The organism is Streptomyces sp. NPDC051217, from assembly GCF_044455465.1.
Classification (GTDB): Bacteria; Actinomycetota; Actinomycetes; order Streptomycetales; family Streptomycetaceae; genus Streptomyces.
In genome coordinates this window covers 182081-203774 of record NZ_JBITEV010000008.1, presented here as the reverse complement: position 1 = coordinate 203774, position 21694 = coordinate 182081, and the positions used below count along the sequence as shown (strand labels likewise).

Below are 21694 nucleotides of genomic sequence, written 5' to 3'. Positions count from 1 at the left end.
CTGCTTACGGTCCCTTTAGCAGGGCCTAGACTCCCGTGCGTACAGATCAGCGACCAGGATCCAGAGACACACCGATCGGCGGAGCGAGGGGCGGGTGACGCACGTGCCGGAACCGACCGTTCTCGCGTCGGACTACTTCCAGAGCTACTCGGTGGTCGGACTGCTCGCGGTCGTCGGCGTACTCTTCGTCGCCGTGGCCTTCGGAGCGGGCAGGCTGCTCCGGCCGGTGGTACCGACGCCGGAGAAGCTGCTCACGTACGAATGCGGCGTCGACCCGGTGGGCGAGGGCTGGGCACACACCCAGGTCCGTTACTACGTCTACGCCTTCCTCTACGTCATCTTCGCCGTCGACTCGATCTTCCTCTTCCCATGGGCGACGGTCTTCGCGGCCCCGGGGTACGGCGCGACGACGCTCGTCGAGATGTTCATCTTCCTCGGCTTCCTGGCCGTAGGACTTCTCTACGCATGGAAGAAGGGCGTCCTGGAATGGACGTGACCCCCGCCGCCGCACCGGTCGAGCTGCCCAACCCCCAGCGCCTGGGCGTGCTCTCGCGCCTCGCGCCCCAGCCGATGAAGGTGATCCTCAACTGGGGCCGCCGCTACAGCCTCTGGGTCTTCAACTTCGGACTCGCCTGCTGCGCCATCGAGTTCATCGCCGCCTCGATGGCCCGGCACGACTTCATCCGGCTCGGCGTCATCCCCCTGGCACCGGGCCCGCGGCAGGCGGACCTGATGGTCGTGTCCGGCACGGTGACGGACAAGATGGCACCGGCGGTGAAGCGGCTGTTCGAGCAGATGCCCGAGCCCAAGTACGTGATCTCCTTCGGCGCCTGCTCCAACTGCGGTGGCCCGTACTGGGACTCGTACTCCGTCACGAAGGGCGTCGACCAGATCATTCCGGTCGATGTCTACGTACCGGGCTGCCCGCCGCGCCCCGAGGCCCTGCTCCAGGGGATCCTCAAGCTCCAGGAGAAGATCTCCCGCGAGTCGCTGGGTGAGCGTTACGGCTCCGAGGGCCGCCGGCCGAGCACCGCCGCGCTGCGCAGCGGGCTGATCGCGGCCCCGCCGACTCCGGGGGAGAGCACCTGATGACTTCGGACGCGTACGACGGCCTGCCCGACGCCGTCGCGGAGATCTTCGGCGCGGACGCCACTGCGGAGCGCGCGTACGACCTCCTGACGGTCGACGTCCCCGCCGCCTCCTGGCTGGCCGCGCTCGAAACCGCCCGTGACGACTTGGGCTGTACCTACTTCGACTGGCTGAGCGCCGTCGACGAACCCGGCACCGGCTTCCGCGTCAGCGCACACGTCGCGTCGGTCGAACGCGGGGCTGTACGGCGGCTGTTGGTCCGCACGACCGTTCCGCACGAGGCCGCCGTACTGCCCACCGCCCTCGGGGTCTACGCGGGCGCGGGCTGGCACGAGCGCGAGACGTACGAGATGTTCGGCATCACCTTCACCGACCACCCCAACCTGGTGCGTCTGCTGCTGCCGGAGACCTTCGAAGGGCACCCGCTGCGCAAGGACTTCGTCCTGGCGGCCCGGGTCGCGAAGGCCTGGCCGGGCGCGAAGGAGCCGGGGGAGTCCGCGCCGGGCCACACGGGACCCAAGCGCCGCCAGATGCTGCCGCCGGGCGTACCGGACCCGAACGACTGGGGCCCGCTCAAGGGCCAGCTGCCGCCGGCCCCGGCCCGGCCGGTCCGCACGCCCCGCGCGGCGGGGGACCGCCCGGTCCGCCGCGCCCGCAGCGTCTCGGAGGGCTCCGCGAGCCAGCAGCCGTCGGCGCCCGAACCTGGGCTCGAAGCGGCGCCTGAAGCGGCGCCCGCGCCGAAGGGCGGGCCGGCGCCCTGGCACGATCCGCGCCCGGCCTTCGACGACCCGGCGACCGGCGCGACGACGCCCGAGCCGGCGAAACCCGGCGCGACGAAGCCTGGGCCGGCGAAGCCCGGCGCGACGAAGCCCGAGGCAGAGCACGACCCCGGCAACGACCCCGCCCCCGGCTCCGAGCGCCCCGGAGGAGACGCGTGAACGACGTGCTCGACGTCGCCATTCGGCTGGTCATCGTCTTCGCCGCCTTCCTTCTCCTGCCCCTGGTCGTGGGACAGACCGAGCACAAGGTCATGGCCCACATGCAGGGCCGTCTCGGCCCCATGTATGTCGGCGGCTTCCACGGCTGGGCCCAACTCGTCGCCGACGGCGTGAAGTTCGCGCAGAAGGAAGACATCGTCCCGGCCGCCGCCGACCGCCGGATCTTCCAGCTCGCCCCGGCCGTCGCCCTGTTGCCCTACCTCCTCGTACTGGTCGTGATCCCGATCGGCCCCCAGGAAGGTGCCGTCGGCGAGGTCGTCGACGCGGGCATCTTCTTCGTGCTCGCCGTGATGGGCGTCGGCGTGCTCGGTTCGCTCATGGCGGGCTGGGCGTCGGCCAACAAGTTCTCCCTGCTCGGCGGTCTGCGCACGGCCGCCCAACTGCTCGCGTACGAACTGCCCATGCTGCTCACGGCCGCCTCCGTCGCCATGGCGGCAGGCACGGTCTCGCTGCCGGGCATCCTCGACGCCTTCGAGTGGTGGTGGGTGCCCTGGCAGATCGTCGGCGCCCTCGTCTTCTTCGTCGCCGGCCTCGCCGAACTCCAGCGCCCTCCCTTCGACATGCCGGTCGCCGACTCCGAGATCATCTTCGGCGCCTACACCGAGTACACCGGTCTGCGGTTCGCGCTGTTCCTGCTCGCCGAGTACGCGGGCATCGTCGTCCTGTGCGGACTGACCACCGTCCTGTTCCTCGGCGGCTGGCACAGCCCGTTCGGCGGGGACGACCTCGGCTGGCTCTGGACCCTCCTCAAGACGTTCATCCTCGCCTTCGTCGTCATCTGGCTGCGCGTCAGCTATCCGCGGCTGCGCGAGGACCAGCTCCAGAAGCTCGCGTGGACCGTGCTCATCCCCCTCGCCCTCGCCCAGATCGCCCTCACCGGCATCGTCAAGGTGGTGATCCAGTAAGTGGCTCCGATCCCCGGTAGCGGCCTGGCCAAGGGGCTGGCCGTCACCCTTCGTACGATGACCAGGAAGTCCGTCACCGCGCAGTACCCGGACACCCAGCCCGAACTCCCGCCCCGCAGCCGGGGCGTGATCGGCCTGTTCGAGGAGAACTGCACGGTCTGCATGCTCTGCGCCCGTGAGTGCCCCGACTGGTGCATCTACATCGACTCCCACAAGGAGACGCTTCCCGCCGCCGCCCCGGGCGGGCGCGAGCGCAGCCGGAACGTCCTCGACCGGTTCGCCATCGACTTCTCTCTCTGCATGTACTGCGGTATCTGTATCGAGGTCTGTCCTTTCGACGCGCTGTTCTGGTCACCGGAGTTCGAGTACGCGGAGACGGACATCCTGGAACTCACCCACGAGCGCGACAGACTCCGCGAGTGGATGTGGACCGTGCCCGCCCCGCCCGCCCTCGACCCGGGCGCCGAGGAGCCGAAGGAGATCGGCGCCGCCCGCAAGACGGCCGACAAGCTGGCGGCGGCCGAAGCCGCGGCGCGGGCCGCCGCGTCCGCGCCCTCCGCGCCCCAGGAGCGGGAGGGCGGCGAGTGACCACCCTCGCGGCCGACCCCGGCTTCCTCTCCCCGACCGGCGTCGAGATCGCCTTCCTCCTCGTCGGTCTCGTCACCCTCGGCGCGGCCGTCATCACCGTCACGACCAGACAACTGGTGCACGCCGCCCTGTGGCTCGTCGTGGCGCTCGGCGGCCTGGCCGTCGAATACCTGCTGCTGACCGCCGAGTTCATCGCCTGGGTGCAGGTCCTGATCTATGTCGGCTCCGTCGTCGTCCTCCTTCTGTTCGGGCTGATGCTGACGAAGGCGCCCATCGGCCGTTCCCCCGACGCGGATTCGGAGAACCGCATGGTCGCGCTCGCGGTGGCGATCACCGCGGCCGTCGCGCTGGTGTGGGTGGTCGTCGACGCGTTCCGTACGACCTGGATCGACCTCGACGGCCCCGCCCAGGGGTCCACCGAGGTCTCCGGGCAGTTCCTCTTCCGGCACTGGGTCCTGCCCTTCGAAGCGCTCTCCGTCCTTCTGCTCGCCGCGCTGATCGGCGCGATCGTCCTGTCCCGCAAGAGCGGCAAGGAGCAGCGCTGATGCATCTCGCCTATCCCGCCGTGCTCGCGGCGCTGCTGTTCTGCACCGGTCTGTACGGGGTGCTCGCCCGCCGCAACGCGATCCTCGTCCTCATGTCCGTCGAGCTGATGCTCAACGCCGTCAATCTCAACCTCGTCGCCTTCGACGTCTGGCTGCGCGACACCCTGCACGCCGGCCAGGCGCTCACCCTCTTCGTGATCGCCGTCGCCGCCGCCGAGATCGGCATCGGTCTGGCGATCGTCCTGATGGTCTACCGCTCCCGCGGCACCGCCGACGTCGACCGCCTCCGCGACAGCGTCGAGAGCGACGCGACCGACGAGGCCGCGGCCACGTCCGCCGAAGACGCGGCGGCCGAGTCCGCCCGGACCGAAGCCGACGCCCGGGCAAAGAAGGCTGAGGCCACCGCGTGACCACGACCACCCTGGCCGTCCTCGTCCCCCTCCTGCCGTTCCTCGGCGCGGTCGCCGGACTGCTCCTCGGCCGTACGGCCCCCGGCTTCGTCCGGCCGCTGGCCGTGCTGCCGCCGCTCGCCGCCGCCGTACTCGCCGCGATCGTCGCCGTACGCCAGAGCAACGGGCCCGACGGCCCCCGCGCACCGATCGACGCCGCGACCCAGCTCACCCCCACCGGCTCGGTCCCGATCGATCTCGCCCTGCACATCGACGGCTTCGCCGCGCTCGTCGCGATCCTCGTGGGCACCGTCGCGACGTGCGTGCAGATCTACTCGACGAGCTATCTGCGCGACGACCCGCGCTATCCCTCGTACGCAGCTCTGGTCTCCCTCTTCACCTCCGCGATGCTGCTCGTCGTCTACTCCGGCGACCTGATGGTGCTGCTGGTCGGCTGGGAGATCATGGGCATCTGCTCGTACTTCCTCGTCGGCCACTACTGGGAGACGCCCGAGGCGCGCGCCGCCTCCCTGAAGGCCTTCCTGGTCACCAAACTCGGCGATGTCCCCTTCCTGCTCGGTCTGTTCGCGCTCGCCGTCGACACCGGCACGTTCCGGATCACCGGCGTCCTCGACGCCGTCGCGAACGACGGGCTCGACCACCCCCTCCTGATCGCGCTGCTGCTGATCGCCGGCGTCGCGGGCAAGTCGGCCCAATTCCCGCTGCACACCTGGCTGCCCGACGCGATGGCCGGCCCCACCCCCGTCTCCGCGCTGATCCACGCGGCGACGATGGTCGCCGCCGGTGTCTACTTCGTGGCCCGTCTCCTCCCCGTCTTCGCCGCCTCGGCGGCGGCCCTCGGCGTACTCGCCGTGCTGGCGGCGATCACCATGGTCGGCTCCGCGCTCGCCGCCCTCGCGCAGGACGACATCAAACGCGTCCTCGCCTACTCGACCATCGGCCAACTCGGCTACATGACCGGCGCGCTGGCCGTGGGAGACCGTGGCGCCGCCGTCTTCCATCTCATCTCGCACGGCGCCTTCAAGGCGCTTCTCTTCCTCGGCGCCGGCGTGATCATCCACGCCGCCGGCACCAACTCGCTCGCCGCCATGTCCCGGATGGGCGACCTCGCCAAACGCGTCCCCGACGCCTACTGGACGATGACGATCGCGCTGCTCGCGCTCGCCGCCATCCCGCCCTTCGCCGGCTTCTTCTCCAAGGAAGCCGTCCTCGTCGCCGCCGAACACACCGCCTTCGGCGAGTCCGACATCGCGCCCGGCGCCGCCGGCTGGATCGTGCTGGTCGCCGGTCTGCTCACCGCCCTCCTCACCGCCGCCTACGCGACGCGCCTGTGGCTCCTCGCCTTCCGGGGCCGGGGCCCCGAAGCGGCCGACCACGGCAGAGAGCCCCTCGCCATGACCACCGTCCTGTGGGTGCTCGCCGTCCCCTCCCTCGCCTTCGGCCTGACCGTCGGCGTCATCGCCCCCTGGCTGGACGCCGAGACCCTCGCCCCGACGGTCACCACCTCCGTACTCGGCACGGGAGTCGCCCTCGTCGGCGGACTGGTCACCTACGGCGCCTGGAGCCACACCACGGCACTCGCCGCCCGCACCCCGATGGGCGCCGTCGCCGCGCACCCGGACGCCGAGCCCGCGCTCTCCGAGGCCGAGGCCATCGCCAGCCACGCCCCCGCCTACGGCGACATCGCCTCGGCACCCGACCCCGCCGACCCCGGCCGGCTCCTGCTGGGCAGGCTCCACGGCCACGCCGCCGCAGGCTTCCACCTGGACGCCCTCTACCGCGTCCTCTTCCAGCGGCCGGTCCTGGCCGCGGCCGGGCTGGTCCGCTTCCTCGACCGCGAGGTCGTCGACACCTACGTACGCGGAGCGGGCACCGGCACCCGCTGGCTCGGCATCGCGGTACGCGGCGCGCAGACCGGCAACGTCCAGACCTACCTGGGTGCCCTGCTCGCCGGAACGGTCGTCCTGGCCATCGCCGCCGTACTCGTCGCAGCCGGAGCGTGAGCCATGATCGATATCAGCACGTCCGTGATGCAGTTCCTTCTCGCGTTCATCGTCGGGGCTCCCCTCCTGGGCGCGGCGGCCGCGCTGCTGCCCGCCCCGCCCGGACTCCGGGGCAAGAGCCCCGACCAGGCCGTCCTGCGCCACGGCGTGACCGTGACCGGCGCGATCCTCATCGCCGCGATCGTCCTCGCGCTCGGCTTCGACCACGACCAGCCGTCGAGGATGCAGGCCACGACGGACATCAGCTGGATCGCCGCACTCGACGTGCGGATCCACCTCGGTGTCGACGGCATCTCTCTCCCCCTTCTGGTCCTGACCGCGCTGCTGACCTTCCTCTGCGCGCTCTACAGCTACTTCAAGCTTCCCGCCGGCCCCTCCCCGAAGGCCTTCGTCGCCCTGCTGCTCGTCCTCGAATCCGGCACCCTCGCGACCTTCGCCGTACTCGACCTGCTGCTCTTCTTCCTGGCCTTCGAGATGGTGCTCATCCCGATGTACTTCCTCATCGCCCGCTGGGGCGGTGAGGAACGGCAGGCCGCCGCCTGGAAGTTCATCCTCTACACGCTGCTCGGCTCCGTGGTCATGCTGCTCGGCCTGCTGCTCGTCGGGCTGCACGCGGGCACATTCGACATGGTGGCACTCGCCACTGACAACGGCCGTGGGCTGAGTACATCCGTGCAGATCACGGCCGTTCTGGCGATCGGGATCGGGCTCGCGGTCAAGACGCCGATGTGGCCGCTGCACAGCTGGCTCCCGGACGCCCACACGGCCGCCCCGACCGTCGGATCCGTCCTTCTCGCCGGGGTCATGCTCAAGATGGGTACGTACGGGTTCGTCCGTATCGTCCTGCCTGTCGCGCCCGACGGGACGCGGACCTTCGCGCCGTACCTCGCCGCCTTCGCCGTCGCCGGAATCATCTACGGCTCCCTGGCCTGCCTCGCCCTCGCCCGGCAGGGCGCGGGCGGCGACCTCAAGCGCCTGATCGCGTACTCCTCCGTCGGCCACATGGGCTTCGTGCTCCTCGGCATCGCGTCCATGACCCCCACAGGCGTCAACGGCGCGCTCTTCGCCAACGTCGCCCACGGCCTCATCACCGGCCTGCTCTTCTTCCTGGTCGGAGCGCTCAAGGACCGCTACGGCACCGCCGACCTCGACACCCTCGCCGGCGCCACCGGCGCGGCGCTTTACGGCCGCGCACCACGCCTCGGCGGTCTGCTCGCCTTCGCCGCCGTCGCCTCGCTCGGGCTGCCCGGTCTCGCCGGATTCTGGGGCGAGATGCTCGCCATGTTCGGCGCCTTCGACCCCGCGGACGGCCTCAGCCGCCCCGCCTTCGTCACCTTCACGGCGATCGCCTGCTTCGGCACGCTCCTCACCGCCGCGTATCTGCTGATCGTGGTCCGCCGCGTCTGCATGGGCGCCGTCCAGCAGGCCGGGGCGGCGGAAGAGTCCCCGACGCCCGAACTCGCCGATGTCCACGGCTACGAACTCGCCGCCTGGACCCCGCTCGTCGCCCTCACCGTCCTCGCCGGACTCTGGCCCGCCGTCCTCCTCGGCCTCACCGACCCGGCCGTGCAGAAGCTCCTCGCAGGAGGCAAGTCGTGACCGTGGCCGCTGCCCAGGGCGCCGCCGACAGCGCCGCGAATCTCGTCCAGTCCGTCGACTGGCTCGCCATCGCGCCCCCGGCCCTCACCGCCGCCGTCGCCCTCACCGTCCTGATCGCCGACCTGTTCGTCCCGGAACGCCGTAAGCCGCTTCTCGGCGCCGTCTCCGTCGCCGGCCTCGCCGCCGCGCTCCTCCTGCTCATCCCGCTCCGCGCCGGCGACCGGTCCACCTTCTGCCTGACGGCGGAGCCCGAGGTGTGCAGCTACACGGCCGACCACTTCACGCTCGTCATCCAGCTCCTGGTGCTCGGCGGCGCGCTGCTCACCGCGCTGCTCTCCGTCCACGAACTCGACGGGGGCAGGAGCGGCGACACCGGCCGGAAGCTCCCGGCGGGCGAATTCTGGTTCCTGCTGCTCTCCTCGGCCGCCGGCGCCGCTCTCCTGCCCGCCGCCCGCGACCTCGCGACCCTCGTCGTCGCCCTCGAAGTCGCCACCCTCCCCGCCTTCGCGCTGGTCGGCCTCAAGCGCGGCGACCGTCTCTCGTCCGAGGCGGCGCTGAAGTTCTTCCTCTCCTCCGTGACGGCCACCGCCGTCATGCTGCTCGGCGTCAGCTTCGTGTACGCCGCCACCGGCTCCCTGCACCTCACCGAGATCGCCGCCGGGCTCGACGACGTCCCCGGAAAGCTCGAAACCCTCGCATCGGCGGGCGTCGCGCTGACCCTCGTCGGCTTCGCCTTCAAGGCCGCCGCCGCGCCCTTCCACTTCTGGGTCCCCGACACCTACGTCGGCGCGCCCCTGCCCATCGCCGCGTACCTCTCCGTCGTCAGCAAGGCCGTCGGCTTCTCCGGCCTGATCCTGGTGACGGTCATCGCCTTCCCGAGCCACTCCGACGTCTGGGGCCCGGCTGTCGCGGTGCTCGCCGCGCTCACGATGACCGTCGGCAACGTCGCCGCGCTGCGCCAGTCGGCCACGCGCGCGTGGAGCGCGGTGCGCCTCCTCGCGTGGTCGTCCGTCGCCCAGGCCGGCTATCTGCTGGTGCCGGTCGCGGCGGCGGCGTACGCCGGCACGGACCAGATCGGCTCCACCGTCGCGTACGCCCTGATGTACGCCGTCGTGAACCTCGGCGCCTTCGCCGTCGCCGCCCTGGTCGCCCGTACGAAGCCCCTGAACCGTCTCGCGGACTACCGCGGTCTCGCCTCCGAGCGCCCGCTCGTCGCGCTCGCCATGGGATTCTTCCTGCTCTGCCTCGCCGGCCTGCCGCCCGGCATCGTCGGCCTCTTCGCGAAGGTCACGGTCTTCTCCTCGGCCGTCGACGCGGGCCTCGGCTGGCTGGCCGTCGTGATGGCCGTCAACGTCGTCATCGCGCTCTTCTACTACCTTCAGTGGACGGCGGTCATCTTCCGCGCCCCCGAGACGGCCGAGGACGGCCGCCCGGAGGCGGAGGCGCCGGCCCCGGTCATCCAGCCCGCCGGCACCCTGGTCGCCCGGCGCGCCCCGGCCCCCGTGCTCGTCGCGATCGGCCTGACCGCCGTCGCGGGCGTCGCCCTGTCGGGCGCGCCCCAGCTGGTCCTCCGCTTCGCCGCCGAAAGTCTCTTCTGAGGCGCTCTCCGGCCCTGGAACCCGCCCCACGCGCACCCTCCACCACCCGTACGGCGTACACGCCCGCGCGGGCGCGCCAGGGAACCCGTGACCCTCGCCTGGCGTTGACCAGTAAGGAAGGGTCCACTGGAGAGTGGAGCAGCATCACGTAAAGGGTTCCCCTGCCGCACGATTTGGAGGGCGCTCCGTGCACCGCCGGCACAACGGGTTGAGGACCGCCGCACTCCTCGGGGGACTGTCCGCACTCATCATCGTCATCGGCAGTATTTTCGGCAGGATGGGGCTGATCATCGCGGTCGTGATCGCGCTCGCGACGAACGCGTACGCCTACTGGAACAGCGACAAGCTCGCCCTGCGCGCCATGCGCGCACGCCCGGTCAGCGAGTTCGAGGCGCCGAAGCTCTACCGCATCGTCCGCGAGCTCTCCACGACCGCGCGGCAGCCGATGCCGCGGCTCTACATCTCGCCGACCCAGGCCCCCAACGCGTTCGCCACCGGCCGCAATCCCCGTAACGCAGCCGTCTGTTGCACGGACGGGATCCTGCAGATCCTGAACGAGCAGGAGTTGCGCGGAGTGCTCGGTCATGAGCTCAGCCATGTCTACAACCGCGACATCCTCATCTCCTCCGTCGCCGGCGCCCTCGCCTCGGTCGTCATGTTCCTGGTGAACTTCGCCTGGCTCATCCCCATCGGCCGCTCGGACGACGACGAGGGCCCCGGCCTCGTCGGCATGCTCCTGGTGATGCTCCTCGGACCGCTGGCGGCCTCGGTGATCCAGCTCGCCGTGAGCCGTTCCCGGGAGTACGAGGCGGACGCGTCCGGCGCGCAGCTCACCGGCGATCCGCTGGCCCTCGCGAGCGCACTGCGCAAGCTCGAAGCCGGTACGAAGCAGTTGCCGCTGCCGCCGGAGCCACGGATCGAGACGGCGAGCCACCTGATGATCGCTAATCCGTTCCGTCCTGGGCAGGGTGTATCGAGAATGTTCTCCACGCATCCGCCGATGGCGGAGCGCATCGCCCGACTAGAACAGATGGCAGGTGGCCGTCCATGAAGACAATCCTCAATATCATCTGGCTGGTTCTGAGTGGTTTCTGGCTGTTCCTCGGTTACATGTTCGCGGGGCTGCTTCTGTGCGTCACGATCATCGGCATCCCCTTCGGGGTGGCCGCGTTCCGTATCGGCCGGTACGCGCTGTGGCCGTTCGGCTACACGACGGTGGAGCGCCGCGACGTGGGATCCCCGTCGTTCGTCGCCAACGTGCTGTGGGTGATCCTGGCCGGCTGGTGGCTCGCCCTCGGCCATATCTTCACCGGGCTCGCCCTCTGTGTGACGATCATCGGCATCCCGCTGGGCATCGCCAACTTCAAGCTGATCCCCGTCTCGCTGCTGCCCTTCGGCCGCGACATCGTCCGTACGGACGAGGCGTTCGCGGGCTGGTGACCTCAGCGCCGCCGTACGGCGTACCAGGCCGCCCCCAGCAGCAGCACCGCGGCCCCTGACACGACCGACGGGCCGGGCAGCGCGAAGGCCAGCACGACACAGCCCACGAGCCCGACCGCTGCCCGTATCCGCACCAGCCCGGAACCGAGCGTCCACGCGGACGCGTTGGCGATCGCGTAGTACGCCAGCACCCCGAAGGACGAGAAGCCGATCGCCCCGCGCACGTCCACGGTCGCCGCCAGCACGGCCACGACCCCGCCCACCGCCAGCTCGGCCCGGTGCGGCACCTGGAAGCGGGGGTGCACGGCGGCCAGCCCGCGCGGCAGGTACCCGTCCCGCGCCATCGCGAGCGTCGTGCGGGAGATCCCGAGTATCAGGGCCAGCAGCGCCCCGAGCGCCCCCGCGGCGGCCCCGACGCGCACCACTGGCACCAGCCAGGACGCCCCCGCGGCCCGTACGGCATCGGCCAGAGGGGCCTCTGAACGCCCCAATTCCCCGGCACCGAGGACCGACAGCGCCGCGACCGCCACGCACGCGTAGACGGCAAGCACGAGGCCCAGTGCCAGCGGGACGGCGCGCGGGATCGTACGGGCGGGGTCGCGCACCTCCTCGCCGAGCGTGGTGATGCGGGCGTATCCGGCGAAGGCGAAGAAGAGCAGCCCGGCCGCCCCCAGCACCCCGTGCGCCGAAACCGGCCCTGCCTCCGGGTCGGCCTCCGTACCGAGGCCGAGCCCCAGCCGACCCGCGTCGGCCGCGTCCGATCCGAGAGCCACGACCACGACGGCGGCGAGGACCCCCAGCACCACCGCCACGATGACCCGCGTCAGCGTCGCCGACTTCCGCACGCCGCCGTAGTTCACCGCGGTCAGGACCACCACCGCCGCGACGGCCACCGCGTGCGCCTGTCCCGGCCAGGCGTACGCCCCGACCGTCAGCGCCATCGCCGCGCACGAGGCGGTCTTGCCCACCACGAACGCCCAGCCCGCCAGCCACCCCCAGAACGCGCCCAGCCGCTCACGGCCGTACACGTATGTGCCGCCCGAAGCGGGGTAGTCGACCGCGAGCCGGGCCGACGACATCGCGTTGCAGTACGCCACCAGGGCCGCCACCGCCAGCCCCCACAGCAGGCCGGTTCCGGCCGCCCCGGCGGCGGGCCCGAGCGCGACGAAGACGCCCGCCCCGAGCATCGCCCCCAACCCGACGACCACGGCGTCGAAGAGGCCCAGTGTGCGACGCAGCTGCTGTGTCATACGCCGCACGCTATCGACGTCCGCAACCGCGGCCCGCCTTCCGGGCGTCTTTCCGCAGAACACAGCACGAAAGGCAGGTTCACGGCATGACCATCATCGGCTGGCTCGTCCTCGGACTCCTCGCCGGAGCCGTCGCCAAGATCCTGCTGCCCGGCCGGGACCCGGGCGGCCTGATCGGCACCACCCTCATCGGTATCGCCGGCGCCTTCATCGGTGGCTGGATATCGTCCCGCTGGCTGGACCGCCCGATCGACACCGACTTCTACGACGCGGCCACCTGGGGAGCGGCGATCGGCGGCGCACTGGTACTGCTGATCATCTACCGCCTCCTCTTCGGCCACTCCCGCTCCCGCTGACGCGTCTCAGCCGTCGAGCCCGGTCTCGCGGAGCGTGATGTTCAGCCGCCCGGCGCGCATCCCGCTCGCCGGGTCGGCCGTCCCCGGACACACCTTGGGCACACCGTGGAACGCGAGCCGGGACGGCCCGCCGAAGACGAAGAGATCGCCGGACGCCAACTCGACATCCGTATAAGGACGCGTCCGCGTCCGTGTGTTGCCGAACCGGAAGACGCAGCTGTCACCGATGCTCAGCGACACCACGGGCGCGCGGGACTTCTCGTCCTTGTCCTGGTGCATGCCCATCCCGGCGTCGCCTTCGTAGAAGTTGACCAGCGCGGTGTCGGGCGCGTAGCGGTCCCCGGCCCCCGCCCCGTACGCCTCATCGACCGCCGCCCGCCCCAACTCCCCGAGCCACCCCGGAAACGGCACGACCCGGGCGCCGTTCACGTCCCCGGCGGTACGGGTGTAGCGGTACGGCTGCCAGTGCCACCCCAGACAGACGGTCCGCGCGGACATCACGCCCCCGTTGGGCAAGCTGGTATGCCGCATGGGCACGGGCCCCCGGGCCCACTCCCGACAAGCCTCCACCAACTCCCGCTGCCGCGCCCGACCCAGCCACCCGGGCACATGCACGGCCCCCTCCCCGAGAACAGCCCGCTCCCGCGGAAACAACGCGTCACTCATCCGAACCGCCTCCTTGGGAGGAGAACGCAACAAGGGCCGCGGCCGGGAAAGTCCCCGGCCGCCCGCCCTCGTTGTGCCGTGCTCGTGGCAGACCGGCGACACCCGCACCCGGCCGGCCCTTTGGTCAGCGGTAGTTGACGTACTGCAGCGCGAAGTCGAAGTCCTGCCCCTTCAACAGCGCCTGTACGGCCTGAAGATCGTCCCGGCTCTTCGAGCTGACCCGCAGCTCGTCGCCCTGCACGAGCGCCTTGACGCCCTTGGGGCCCTCATCGCGGATGATCTTGGCGACCTTCTTCGCGTTCTCCTGGGAGATGCCCTCCTCGATCGACGCGAAGATCTTGTACTCCTTGCCGGACTGCTGCGGCTCGCCCGCGTCCAGCGCCTTCAGCGAGATGCCCCGCTTGATCAGCTTGGACTGGAAGACGTCGAGGATCGCGTTGACCCGCTCCTCGCTGTTGGCCTGCATGACGATCTTCTCGCCGGACCAGGCGATCGAGGCTCCGACGTTCTTGAAGTCGTACCGCTGGGAGACCTCCTTCGCGGTCTGGTTGAGGGCGTTGTCGACCTCCTGCCGCTCGACCTTCGAGACGATGTCGAAACTGGAGTCGGCCATGTCCTGTGGCTCCTTGAATCGGGTGCTGGAAAGAGTGCCGCGACCCACGCCGCGACTGATGCCGAAAGTACGGCCGGGCCCCCGGCCCGCTCCGGCAAAGCCTAGTCATCCCGGCCCGCTCCCGGCCTGATCAATCCGGTGGCGGAGCACCCCCGGGCATCGGGTATCGTTTATGTCGTTGCCACGGAGCAGCGCCCACAGCGCCGGTCCCGCGACGACATCCCATGGCGGTGTGCCCGAGTGGCCAATGGGAGCGGACTGTAAATCCGCCGGCTTAGCCTTCCCAGGTTCGAATCCTGGCGCCGCCACACGGAAACGATGGCCCCTGGCCCGCGGAGACGCGGACCAGGGGCCATCGTCGTCACCCATCAGGCGGACGACGCCACGTTCTTCACCGCCTCAGCGACCGGCACCGTCCCGCTGATCAGTTCCAGCGTCAGGCCCGCCGTCGCCCGTGTCTCCGCCAACTCCAGCAGCGTCGCGGCCACATCGTCCCGTGGCACCGGGCCACGGCCCGTCGACGGCGCGAGGTTCACGAGGCCCGTGCCCGCGTCGTTCGTGAGCATTCCGGGGCGCAGGACGGTCGTGTCGAGCCCCTCCTTGGCCAGGACGTACGCGTCCGCCGCGCCCTTGGCCCGCAGGTAGTGGTCGAAGACGTCGTCGCCCTGGTGGTCCGGGTCGGCGCCCATGGACGAGACGATCACGTAGCGCCGTACGCCCGACCGTTCCGCCGCGTCCGCGAACAGGACCGCCGCGCCCCGGTCGACGCTGTCCTTGCGTTCCGTGGTGCTGCCCGGTCCCGCTCCGGCGGCGAAGACCGCCGCGTCCGCGCCCTCCAGGACGGCGGCGACCTCGTCCACCGAGGCCGACTCCAGGTCGAGCACGACGGCTTCGGCGCCCGCCTCCCGCAGAGCCTGCGCCTGTTCGGGTTTGCGGATGATGCCCGCGACCCCGTGTTCGCGCGCGGCGAGCAGCCGCTCCAGCCGCAGGGCGATCTGACCGTGTCCTCCGGCGATGACAATTCGCATGCTCACGACGGTACGTCCGACGGGCCGTCACCGCTCACGCGGCACCTCCGTAGGAGGAGCGATTCCCGGCGGCCGGCACACGGCGGGTGCTTGCGCAACGCGCCTCACGGCCGCGTCTCCGGCCGCCCCTGCCGTCCCTGCCGCGGCAGGTCCAGCGACGCGGCCACCGCCGAGTCGCAGTACTCCCGTACCGCGTTCGTCCGGGCCACCACCCGGCCCCGGTGAATGACGATCCGGCTGTACGCCAGCGACAGCGCCCCCTCCAGCCGGTCCCCGCGCACCGCGAGCAACTCGGCCGGAAAGCCCGCCTCCAGCCGTACCTCCGGCAGCCGCATGGCCTCACGCGCGGCCGTGCTCACCGCGTCGTACGCCTCCGCCGCGCGCAGTCCTCCTTGGGAGGCCAGCAGATACGCCGCCTCCAAAGGGTCCCCGCGCCCCACCGGGTTCGCCACGTCCCGTACGGCCCCACTGCCCGCCGCCACCCGCACCCCGGCGGCACGCAGCACCCGCACGGGCGCCACACCCCGCTGGTCGACACCGCCGCAGCCGCCCTGGGGCAGACAGACGACCGTCACACCGGCCGCCGCCAACTGGTCGGCCGCCCGGCCCGTCGTGTCCGACGGCAGCCGGGACAGCCCCGCGCAGGGCCCGATCGAGACGCCGGGCCGCAGCCCGCCCGCCATCGCCGCGAGGCGCGCGAGGCGGGCCGGGTCACCGCCGTCCGTATGGAGGTCGACCGGACAGCCGTGCTCGGCGGCCACGGTCAGCACCGATTCCACGTATCCGGCCGGATCGGGGTCGAGGTCCGGACAGCCGCCCACCACACCCGCGCCCATCTTCACCGCGTCCCGCAGCATCGCCAGCCCGTCGGCGCCCGCGACCCCGGTCAGCAGGCGCGGTACGGCGACGACCGTCAGATCCCCGAGCCCGCGCAGCGAACGCCGTGCCTGGAGCACCGCCTCCATGGGCGCCAACTCCTGCGCGTCACCGATCCGCACATGCGTCCGCAGCGTCGTCGCCCCGTGTCCGACCTGGAGCAGCGCGGCCTCGGTCGCACGGCGCTGGATGTCCTCGGGTTCGTGCGAGACGGGCCCGTCGGACGTGACGGCGCTCAGCGCGGTGTCGCTGTGCGCGTGCGGCTCGGCGGGGGCGGGCAGGAGCAGATGCCCGTCGAGGTCCAGGCAGGCGCCGAGCGCGGGGAGACTGCCGGCGGTGCCGACGGCTTCGATCCGGCCGCCGCTCAGCCGTACGTCGACGGCCCGGCCGTCGGTGAGGCGGGCCCCGCGCAGCAGCAGCGCGGTGGCATTGGCCGTCACGCCGTCTGACGGCTGCGGCTGGCTGTCGGGCATCGTGCTCCTGGTGGGCTCCTGGGTGGGCTGTGAGGCTCTGGCGTGCAAGATCACGCAGCGTGCGTCGAGCCTAGAGGCGCCCCGCGCGGGCTTCGAGGAGGAAGGAAATAGTCATACCGGCGTGGCTCTTCCCGGCCTACGGAACGCGGCCCGCCGCCCGTCCACCGCCCCGCCCACCGCCGTCGCCGCGCAGTCCCCACCCGCGCCCGGCATCCGCCCCGAGAAGGACCCCGAGACGGAAGGGACAGGTGGGACGAGAGGCCGGGAAACGGATTTGGGCGAACGGCGACGGACCGTGTAATGTCTTCATCGCTCGCCCCAATAGCTCAGTCGGTAGAGCGTCTCCATGGTAAGGAGAAGGTCTACGGTTCGATTCCGTATTGGGGCTCTGGTGCTCGGTCCTCCTCGCCTCCGGGTGAGGGGATCCGACATCACAGCGGTGTAGCTCAGTCGGTAGAGCAAGCGGCTCATAATCGCTGTGTCACCGGTTCAAGTCCGGTCACCGCTACACACGGTAGCCGATGGTGGGGGCGATCCTTCGATCGGCTACTCTTTTATGCGTTAACCCGTCAATCTGTCCGTCCAAGGAGCACTCACGTGGCTGCCACCGACGTCCGCCCGAAGATCACGCTGGCCTGCGTGGAGTGCAAGGAGCGGAACTACATCACCAAGAAGAACCGGCGCAACAACCCGGACCGTCTTGAGATGAAGAAGCACTGCCCTCGTTGCAACTCGCACACGGCTCACCGCGAAACGCGCTGAACCAGGCTCGTACCCGAGGCCGCCCCCTTAACCGGGGGGCGGCCTCGTGTCGTTTGCCCCGCCCGATCCATAGTTGGGCACCATTCATCAGGGCAGTCTCAGGGCAGTCTCATCAGGAGGGAACGAGTCCATGGCGCTCGACCAGTCCTTCGTCGGGCGGACGTATCCGCCGACCGAGCCGTACGAGGTCGGCCGGGAGAAGATCCGCGAGTTCGCCGAGGCGGTGGGCGACACCAATCCGGCGTACGTCGATCCGGACGCGGCGAAGGCGTTCGGTCACCTCGACGTGATCGCCCCGCCGACCTTCGTCTTCGCGATCACCTTCAAGGCGGCGCGGGAGGCCATCGCCGATCCGCAGCTCGGCCTGGACTACAGCCGGGTCGTGCACGGCGACCAGAAGTTCGTCTACACCCGTCCCGTACGGGCGGGTGACCGGCTGACGGTCACCTCCACCATCGAGGGAATCAAGTCCATGGCGGGGAACGACATCCTCGACGTCCGCGGCGAGGTGCACGACGAGGCGGGCGCGCATGTCGTGACCGCGTGGACCAAGCTGGTGGCGCGCGCCGCCGAGGGGGAGTGACGCCGATGGCCACGCGGATCGCCTACGACAACGTCGAGATCGGTACGGAGCTGCCGGCCGGGACGTTCCCGGTCGCGCGCGACACCCTGGTGCGTTACGCGGGCGCCTCCGGGGACTTCAACCCGATCCACTGGAACGAGAAGTTCGCGCGGGAGGTCGGGCTGCCCGACGTCATCGCGCACGGCATGTTCACGATGGCCGAGGCCGTCCGGGTGGTGACCGACTGGGTCGGGGACCCGGGAGCCGTGGTCGAATACGGCGTCCGCTTCACCAGACCCGTGGTCGTGCCCAACGACGACAAGGGCGCGGTCATCGAGGTGACCGCCAAGATCGGCGCCAAGCTCGACGACAACCGCGTACGCGTGGACCTGACGGCGACCAGCGAGGGCAAGAAGGTGCTGGGGATGTCCCGCGCCGTCGTCCAACTCGCCTGAGCGCCCCCAGTCTGCGGCCCGGTGCCGGACGACCCGCATCCGCGGCCCGTCCGGCACCGGGCCTGGGATCAGATGCCATCCTCCGGGCTTGACAGGTAAGTTATCAATCAATAACTTATTCTCATGGTCAGGATGAGCGCAGAAGAGCGACGCGAGAGTGTCGTCCGCGCGGCGATCGCCGAATTCGCCCGCACTGGATATCACGGCACCTCGACCGAGGCGATCGCCCGTCGGGTGGGCGTCTCGCAGCCGTACCTCTTCCGGCTCTTCCCGAACAAGCAGGCCATCTTCCTCGCGGCGTCGGAGCGCTGCCTCTTCGACGTCCGGCGCATCTTCGAGAGCGCGTCGGAGGGCCTCGACCCCGAGGCGGCCGTCCATGCCATGGCCACGGCCTATCAGCGGCTCATCTCGGAAGACCCGGACAAGCTGATGATGCAGATGCAGACGTACGTCGCGGTGGCCGCGGCCGAGTCGGCGGGGGATCACGAGTTCGGCCGCTCCGTACGGGCCGCGTGGGAGGTGCTCTGGGACTCCGTGCATCTGACGCTCGGCGCGGACCCGAACGAGACCACGACGTTCCTGGCGTACGGAATGCTGGTCAACACCCTGGTGGCGATGGGGTTTCCGGCCGGCCATCGCGTCTGGACCGGCTTCTACGACTCGGCGCGCCCGGTCGGCGGCCCACCCACCGACCCGCCCGCCGACCCGGCCGACCCGACGGCCGGCCCACCCGCCGCCCCACCCATCGACCCGACGGCCGAGCCGTCCGGCAACTGAGCCGAAGCGAGCGGTGACATCGCTCGCTCTCTTCATGAGCATGAAAGTTAGTCATCAATAACTAATCGAATGGGGAGAACGATGAACCAGCCAGCGGCCCGCGGCGGCGCGAACGCCACCTGGGCCCTCGTCATCACCGGAACCGCGGGCTTCATGGCGGCCCTCGACAACCTCGTCGTCACCACCGCCCTGCCGTCCATCCGCGAGGACCTCGGCGGCAAGCTCGCCGACCTGGAGTGGACGGTCAACGCCTACACGCTCACCTTCGCGGTGCTGCTCATGTTCGGCGCGGCCCTCGGCGACCGGTTCGGCCGCCGCAGGCTCTTCGTCGGCGGTCTCTCGATCTTCACCGCGGCGTCCGCCGCGGCGGCCCTCGCGCCCGGCATCAACAGCCTGATCGCCGCACGCGCCGTCCAGGGAGTCGGCGCGGCGATCATGATGCCGCTCGCACTCACTCTGCTCACCGCGGCGGTCCCGGCCGCGAGGCGCGGCGCCGCCCTCGGCATCTTCAGCGCCGTCACCGGCATCGCCGTGGCCGCGGGCCCGCTCGTCGGCGGAAGCCTCACCGAGCACATCTCCTGGGAGTGGATCTTCTGGCTGAACGTCCCGGTCGGCCTCCTGCTGCTGCCGCTCGCCAGGACGCGGCTCAAGGAGTCGTACGCCCCGAACGCCCGTATCGACATCCCCGGCACCCTGCTCATCAGCGGCGGCCTCTTCGGCATCGTGTACGCCCTGGGCACCGCCAACAACGAGGGCTGGACCAGCCCGCTCGTCCTCACCGGGCTGATCGTCGGCACGGCCCTGATCGTCGGCTTCGTGCACCACGGCTTCCACCGGCCCGACTCGATGCTGCCCATGCGGCTGTTCAAGGACCGCACCTTCGCCGGGATCAACGCCGCGAGCCTGCTGATGTTCCTGGGCATGTTCGGCTCGATCTTCCTGCTCAGCCAGTTCATGCAGGGCGTCGCCGGATACTCGCCCACCGAGGCCGGCCTGCGGATGCTGCCCTGGACCGCGATGCCGCTGATCGTCGCGCCGCTCGCCGGGATCCTCTCCGACCGGATCGGCGGCCGGCCCGTCGTCACCGCGGGCCTCGCCCTCCAGGCCGTCGGTCTCGCCCTGTTCGCGATGGTCATCGAGCCCGGTGTGTCGTACGCGGCGCAGCTGCCGGCCCTGATCATCAGCGGGATCGGCATGGCCCTGTACTTCGCCCCCGCCGCCAGCCTGGTCATGTCCAGCGTCCGGCCCGAGGAGCAGGGGGTCGCGTCCGGCGCCAACAACGCGCTGCGCGAGGTCGGCGGAGCGCTCGGTGTCGCGGTCCTCGGGGCGGTGTTCTCCGCGCGAGGCGGCTACGAGACTCCGCGGATCTTCGTCGACGGCACGGTCCCGGCCCTGTGGATCGGCTCGGCGGTCGTGGGAGTCGCGGCCCTGGCGGCACTGGCCATGCCGGGCCGCCGGGCGCGGGCGAAGACCGCGGTGGTGCGGGAGTCGCGGATGGAGGCGGAAGGGGAGCGCGAGACGGTGGGTGTCTGACGGCCCCCGGCGCGGCACGCGCGGTCCGGTCCGGTCCGGTCCGGAGACGATTCGTCTCCGGACCGGACCGTAGTCTTGTCCCGTGCAGGAACTCCAGGACGCCCCCCTCGCCCCGCTGACCACCTTCCGCCTCGGCGGCCCGGCCACCCGGCTGATCACCGCGACCACCGACGCCGAGGTCGTCACAGCCGTGCGCGAGGCGGACGACGCGGGCACGCCGCTGCTGATCATCGGCGGCGGCAGCAATCTGGTCATCGGCGACAAGGGCTTCGAGGGCACCGCCCTGCGGATCGCCACGCGCGGCTTCGACCTCGCGGGTACGACGCTGGAACTGGCCGCCGGCGAGACCTGGACCGACGCCGTCGCCCGTACGGTCGAGGCGGGTCTCGCGGGCATCGAGTGCCTGGCCGGCGTCCCCGGCTCGGCCGGCGCCACGCCGATCCAGAACGTCGGCGCGTACGGCCAGGAGGTGTCCAGCACCATCACCGAGGTCGTCGCCTACGACCGCGCCACCCGCGAGATCCTGACCCTCGCCAACTCCGAGTGCGCCTTCTCGTACCGTCACAGCCGCTTCAAGGAGCACCCCGAGCGCTACGTCGTCCTGCGGGTCCGGTTCGTCCTGGAGGACGCGGGCGGGCTCTCGGCCCCGCTCAAGTACGCCGAGACGGCCCGCGCGCTCGGTGTCGAACCCGGCGACCGCGTCCCGGTGGACACAGCCCGCCGCACGGTGCTCGGACTGCGCGCGGGCAAGGGCATGGTGCTCGACCCGGCGGACCACGACACCTGGTCGGCCGGCTCCTTCTTCACCAACCCGATCCTCGACGACACGGCGTACGCGGCCTTCCTCGCCCGCGCGGCGGAGCGGCTGGGCCCGGACGTCACACCGCCGGCGTATCCGGCGGGGGAGGGCCGCACGAAGACCTCGGCCGCGTGGCTGATCGACCGTGCGGGCTTCACCAAGGGGTACGGCGGCGGCCCGGCCCGCATCTCCACCAAGCACACGCTCGCCCTGACCAATCGGGGCGACGCCACCACCGAGGACCTGCTCGCGCTCGCGCGGGAGGTCGTCGCCGGGGTGCGCGAGGCGTTCGGGATCACGCTGGTCAACGAGCCGGTGACGGTCGGCGTCAGCCTCTGAGGCCCGCCCCCGCCCCCCGCCGCAAACCCG

The 21694-nt window shown here is 71.1% G+C and carries 24 protein-coding genes and 3 tRNA genes; 22 read left to right on the top strand and 5 right to left on the bottom strand.

Annotation, left to right across the window (positions count from 1 at the left end):
* Positions 1-94: 94 nt before the first annotated feature.
* From ACIBBB_RS20055 to ACIBBB_RS20000, 12 genes are all read left to right on the top strand, one after another.
* Positions 95-496, top strand: coding sequence for an NADH-quinone oxidoreductase subunit A (locus tag ACIBBB_RS20055; RefSeq protein WP_398983716.1), 402 nt, complete (start codon positions 95-97; stop codon positions 494-496).
* Positions 487-1089 carry an NADH-quinone oxidoreductase subunit B gene (locus ACIBBB_RS20050; RefSeq protein WP_398983714.1) on the top strand — a complete coding sequence of 201 codons (603 nt, stop codon included), beginning with the start codon at positions 487-489 and terminating at the stop codon, positions 1087-1089. Before ACIBBB_RS20055 ends, ACIBBB_RS20050 begins: the two co-directional genes overlap by 10 nt.
* Positions 1089-2027, top strand: a complete 939-nt coding sequence (locus tag ACIBBB_RS20045; RefSeq protein WP_398983712.1) for an NADH-quinone oxidoreductase subunit C — start codon at positions 1089-1091, stop codon at positions 2025-2027. Before ACIBBB_RS20050 ends, ACIBBB_RS20045 begins: the two co-directional genes overlap by 1 nt.
* Positions 2024-2992 carry an NADH-quinone oxidoreductase subunit H gene (locus ACIBBB_RS20040; RefSeq protein WP_398983710.1) on the top strand — a complete coding sequence of 323 codons (969 nt, stop codon included), beginning with the start codon at positions 2024-2026 and terminating at the stop codon, positions 2990-2992. The genes ACIBBB_RS20045 and ACIBBB_RS20040 overlap by 4 nt, the downstream gene beginning before the upstream one ends.
* Entirely contained in the window at positions 2993-3580 is a 588-nt protein-coding gene (locus tag ACIBBB_RS20035; RefSeq protein ID WP_398983708.1) for a NuoI/complex I 23 kDa subunit family protein, read from the top strand.
* A complete protein-coding gene (locus tag ACIBBB_RS20030) occupies positions 3577-4125 on the top strand; it encodes an NADH-quinone oxidoreductase subunit J (protein ID WP_398983706.1) in 549 nt (182 codons plus the stop codon). The genes ACIBBB_RS20035 and ACIBBB_RS20030 overlap by 4 nt, the downstream gene beginning before the upstream one ends.
* Positions 4125-4535: an NADH-quinone oxidoreductase subunit NuoK gene (gene nuoK, locus ACIBBB_RS20025; RefSeq protein WP_398983704.1), complete on the top strand. Its 411-nt coding sequence runs from the start codon at positions 4125-4127 to the stop codon at positions 4533-4535. The genes ACIBBB_RS20030 and nuoK overlap by 1 nt, the downstream gene beginning before the upstream one ends.
* A complete protein-coding gene (locus ACIBBB_RS20020) occupies positions 4532-6538 on the top strand; it encodes an NADH-quinone oxidoreductase subunit L (protein ID WP_398983702.1) in 2007 nt (668 codons plus the stop codon). Before nuoK ends, ACIBBB_RS20020 begins: the two co-directional genes overlap by 4 nt.
* Positions 6539-6541: 3 nt before the next feature.
* Positions 6542-8137, top strand: coding sequence for a NuoM family protein (locus ACIBBB_RS20015; RefSeq protein ID WP_398983700.1), 1596 nt, complete (start codon positions 6542-6544; stop codon positions 8135-8137).
* Complete coding sequence (locus tag ACIBBB_RS20010) at positions 8134-9735, top strand: NADH-quinone oxidoreductase subunit N (RefSeq protein WP_398983698.1); 1602 nt, start codon at positions 8134-8136, stop codon at positions 9733-9735. The genes ACIBBB_RS20015 and ACIBBB_RS20010 overlap by 4 nt, the downstream gene beginning before the upstream one ends.
* A 187-nt stretch (positions 9736-9922) precedes the next feature.
* Positions 9923-10786, top strand: a complete 864-nt coding sequence (gene htpX, locus ACIBBB_RS20005; protein ID WP_398983696.1) for a zinc metalloprotease HtpX — start codon at positions 9923-9925, stop codon at positions 10784-10786.
* Positions 10783-11175 carry a YccF domain-containing protein gene (locus tag ACIBBB_RS20000; RefSeq protein ID WP_398983694.1) on the top strand — a complete coding sequence of 131 codons (393 nt, stop codon included), beginning with the start codon at positions 10783-10785 and terminating at the stop codon, positions 11173-11175. The genes htpX and ACIBBB_RS20000 overlap by 4 nt, the downstream gene beginning before the upstream one ends.
* 2 nt (positions 11176-11177) lie before the next feature.
* Here ACIBBB_RS20000 and ACIBBB_RS19995 read toward each other — a convergent pair whose 3' ends face one another.
* The gene (locus ACIBBB_RS19995; protein ID WP_398983692.1) at positions 11178-12425 is read right to left on the bottom strand and encodes an APC family permease; all 1248 of its coding nucleotides are present in this window, start codon (positions 12423-12425) and stop codon (positions 11178-11180) included.
* A gap of 86 nt (positions 12426-12511) precedes the next feature.
* Between ACIBBB_RS19995 and ACIBBB_RS19990 the strand changes: the two genes are divergently transcribed.
* Positions 12512-12781 (top strand): GlsB/YeaQ/YmgE family stress response membrane protein, encoded by a 270-nt coding sequence (locus tag ACIBBB_RS19990; RefSeq protein WP_398983690.1) that lies wholly within the window; start codon positions 12512-12514, stop codon positions 12779-12781.
* 6 nt (positions 12782-12787) lie between these two features.
* On the opposite strand, the gene ACIBBB_RS19985 is transcribed toward ACIBBB_RS19990, so the two are convergent.
* Complete coding sequence (locus ACIBBB_RS19985; RefSeq protein WP_398983688.1) at positions 12788-13447, bottom strand: alpha-ketoglutarate-dependent dioxygenase AlkB family protein; 660 nt, start codon at positions 13445-13447, stop codon at positions 12788-12790.
* A 124-nt stretch (positions 13448-13571) separates the two neighbouring features.
* Positions 13572-14060: a YajQ family cyclic di-GMP-binding protein gene (locus ACIBBB_RS19980; protein ID WP_398983686.1), complete on the bottom strand. Its 489-nt coding sequence runs from the start codon at positions 14058-14060 to the stop codon at positions 13572-13574.
* Between the two features lie 226 nt (positions 14061-14286).
* On the opposite strand from ACIBBB_RS19980, the gene ACIBBB_RS19975 reads away from it, so the two are divergent.
* Positions 14287-14368 (top strand) — tRNA-Tyr (locus tag ACIBBB_RS19975).
* Positions 14369-14428: 60 nt separating this feature from the next.
* Here the strand turns inward: ACIBBB_RS19975 and ACIBBB_RS19970 are convergent.
* Together ACIBBB_RS19970 and ACIBBB_RS19965 are read right to left on the bottom strand one after the other, a co-directional pair.
* Positions 14429-15088, bottom strand: a complete 660-nt coding sequence (locus ACIBBB_RS19970; protein WP_398983684.1) for an NAD(P)H-binding protein — start codon at positions 15086-15088, stop codon at positions 14429-14431.
* A gap of 104 nt (positions 15089-15192) precedes the next feature.
* On the bottom strand, positions 15193-16437 hold the full coding sequence (locus ACIBBB_RS19965) for an amidohydrolase family protein (protein WP_398983682.1): 1245 nt from the start codon (positions 16435-16437) through the stop codon (positions 15193-15195).
* A gap of 315 nt (positions 16438-16752) precedes the next feature.
* Here ACIBBB_RS19965 and ACIBBB_RS19960 point away from each other — a divergent pair.
* The 8 genes from ACIBBB_RS19960 (at position 16753) to ACIBBB_RS19925 (ending at position 21664) form a co-directional block, all read left to right on the top strand.
* A tRNA-Thr gene (locus ACIBBB_RS19960) sits at positions 16753-16825 on the top strand.
* A 47-nt stretch (positions 16826-16872) separates the two neighbouring features.
* A tRNA-Met gene (locus ACIBBB_RS19955) sits at positions 16873-16945 on the top strand.
* A gap of 89 nt (positions 16946-17034) precedes the next feature.
* The gene (gene rpmG / locus ACIBBB_RS19950) at positions 17035-17199 is read left to right on the top strand and encodes a 50S ribosomal protein L33 (RefSeq protein WP_003956487.1); all 165 of its coding nucleotides are present in this window, start codon (positions 17035-17037) and stop codon (positions 17197-17199) included.
* 130 nt (positions 17200-17329) lie between these two features.
* Positions 17330-17782 carry a MaoC family dehydratase N-terminal domain-containing protein gene (locus tag ACIBBB_RS19945; protein WP_398983680.1) on the top strand — a complete coding sequence of 151 codons (453 nt, stop codon included), beginning with the start codon at positions 17330-17332 and terminating at the stop codon, positions 17780-17782.
* A 5-nt stretch (positions 17783-17787) separates the two neighbouring features.
* On the top strand, positions 17788-18216 hold the full coding sequence (locus tag ACIBBB_RS19940; protein WP_398983678.1) for a MaoC family dehydratase: 429 nt from the start codon (positions 17788-17790) through the stop codon (positions 18214-18216).
* A gap of 123 nt (positions 18217-18339) precedes the next feature.
* The gene (locus ACIBBB_RS19935; RefSeq protein ID WP_398983676.1) at positions 18340-18993 is read left to right on the top strand and encodes a TetR/AcrR family transcriptional regulator; all 654 of its coding nucleotides are present in this window, start codon (positions 18340-18342) and stop codon (positions 18991-18993) included.
* An 81-nt stretch (positions 18994-19074) separates the two neighbouring features.
* Positions 19075-20526 carry an MFS transporter gene (locus ACIBBB_RS19930; protein ID WP_398983674.1) on the top strand — a complete coding sequence of 484 codons (1452 nt, stop codon included), beginning with the start codon at positions 19075-19077 and terminating at the stop codon, positions 20524-20526.
* 82 nt (positions 20527-20608) lie between these two features.
* Positions 20609-21664, top strand: a complete 1056-nt coding sequence (locus tag ACIBBB_RS19925) for a UDP-N-acetylmuramate dehydrogenase (protein ID WP_398983672.1) — start codon at positions 20609-20611, stop codon at positions 21662-21664.
* The last annotated feature ends 30 nt before the right edge of the window (positions 21665-21694 follow it).

Bases quoted from the DNA above. Each gene is read 5' to 3' on its own strand.
- ACIBBB_RS20050 (WP_398983714.1), top strand. From the start codon at position 487: ATGGACGTGACCCCCGCCGCCGCACCGGTCGAGCTGCCCAACCCCCAG.
- ACIBBB_RS20045 (WP_398983712.1), top strand. From the start codon at position 1,089: ATGACTTCGGACGCGTACGACGGCCTGCCCGACGCCGTCGCGGAGATC.
- nuoK (WP_398983704.1), top strand. From the start codon at position 4,125: ATGCATCTCGCCTATCCCGCCGTGCTCGCGGCGCTGCTGTTCTGCACC.
- ACIBBB_RS20015 (WP_398983700.1), top strand. From the start codon at position 6,542: ATGATCGATATCAGCACGTCCGTGATGCAGTTCCTTCTCGCGTTCATC.
- ACIBBB_RS20000 (WP_398983694.1), top strand. From the start codon at position 10,783: ATGAAGACAATCCTCAATATCATCTGGCTGGTTCTGAGTGGTTTCTGG.
- ACIBBB_RS19995 (WP_398983692.1), bottom strand. From the start codon at position 12,425: ATGACACAGCAGCTGCGTCGCACACTGGGCCTCTTCGACGCCGTGGTC.
- ACIBBB_RS19990 (WP_398983690.1), top strand. From the start codon at position 12,512: ATGACCATCATCGGCTGGCTCGTCCTCGGACTCCTCGCCGGAGCCGTC.
- ACIBBB_RS19985 (WP_398983688.1), bottom strand. From the start codon at position 13,447: ATGAGTGACGCGTTGTTTCCGCGGGAGCGGGCTGTTCTCGGGGAGGGG.
- ACIBBB_RS19980 (WP_398983686.1), bottom strand. From the start codon at position 14,060: ATGGCCGACTCCAGTTTCGACATCGTCTCGAAGGTCGAGCGGCAGGAG.
- ACIBBB_RS19970 (WP_398983684.1), bottom strand. From the start codon at position 15,088: ATGCGAATTGTCATCGCCGGAGGACACGGTCAGATCGCCCTGCGGCTG.
- ACIBBB_RS19965 (WP_398983682.1), bottom strand. From the start codon at position 16,437: ATGCCCGACAGCCAGCCGCAGCCGTCAGACGGCGTGACGGCCAATGCC.
- ACIBBB_RS19945 (WP_398983680.1), top strand. From the start codon at position 17,330: ATGGCGCTCGACCAGTCCTTCGTCGGGCGGACGTATCCGCCGACCGAG.
- ACIBBB_RS19940 (WP_398983678.1), top strand. From the start codon at position 17,788: ATGGCCACGCGGATCGCCTACGACAACGTCGAGATCGGTACGGAGCTG.
- ACIBBB_RS19935 (WP_398983676.1), top strand. From the start codon at position 18,340: ATGGTCAGGATGAGCGCAGAAGAGCGACGCGAGAGTGTCGTCCGCGCG.
- ACIBBB_RS19930 (WP_398983674.1), top strand. From the start codon at position 19,075: ATGAACCAGCCAGCGGCCCGCGGCGGCGCGAACGCCACCTGGGCCCTC.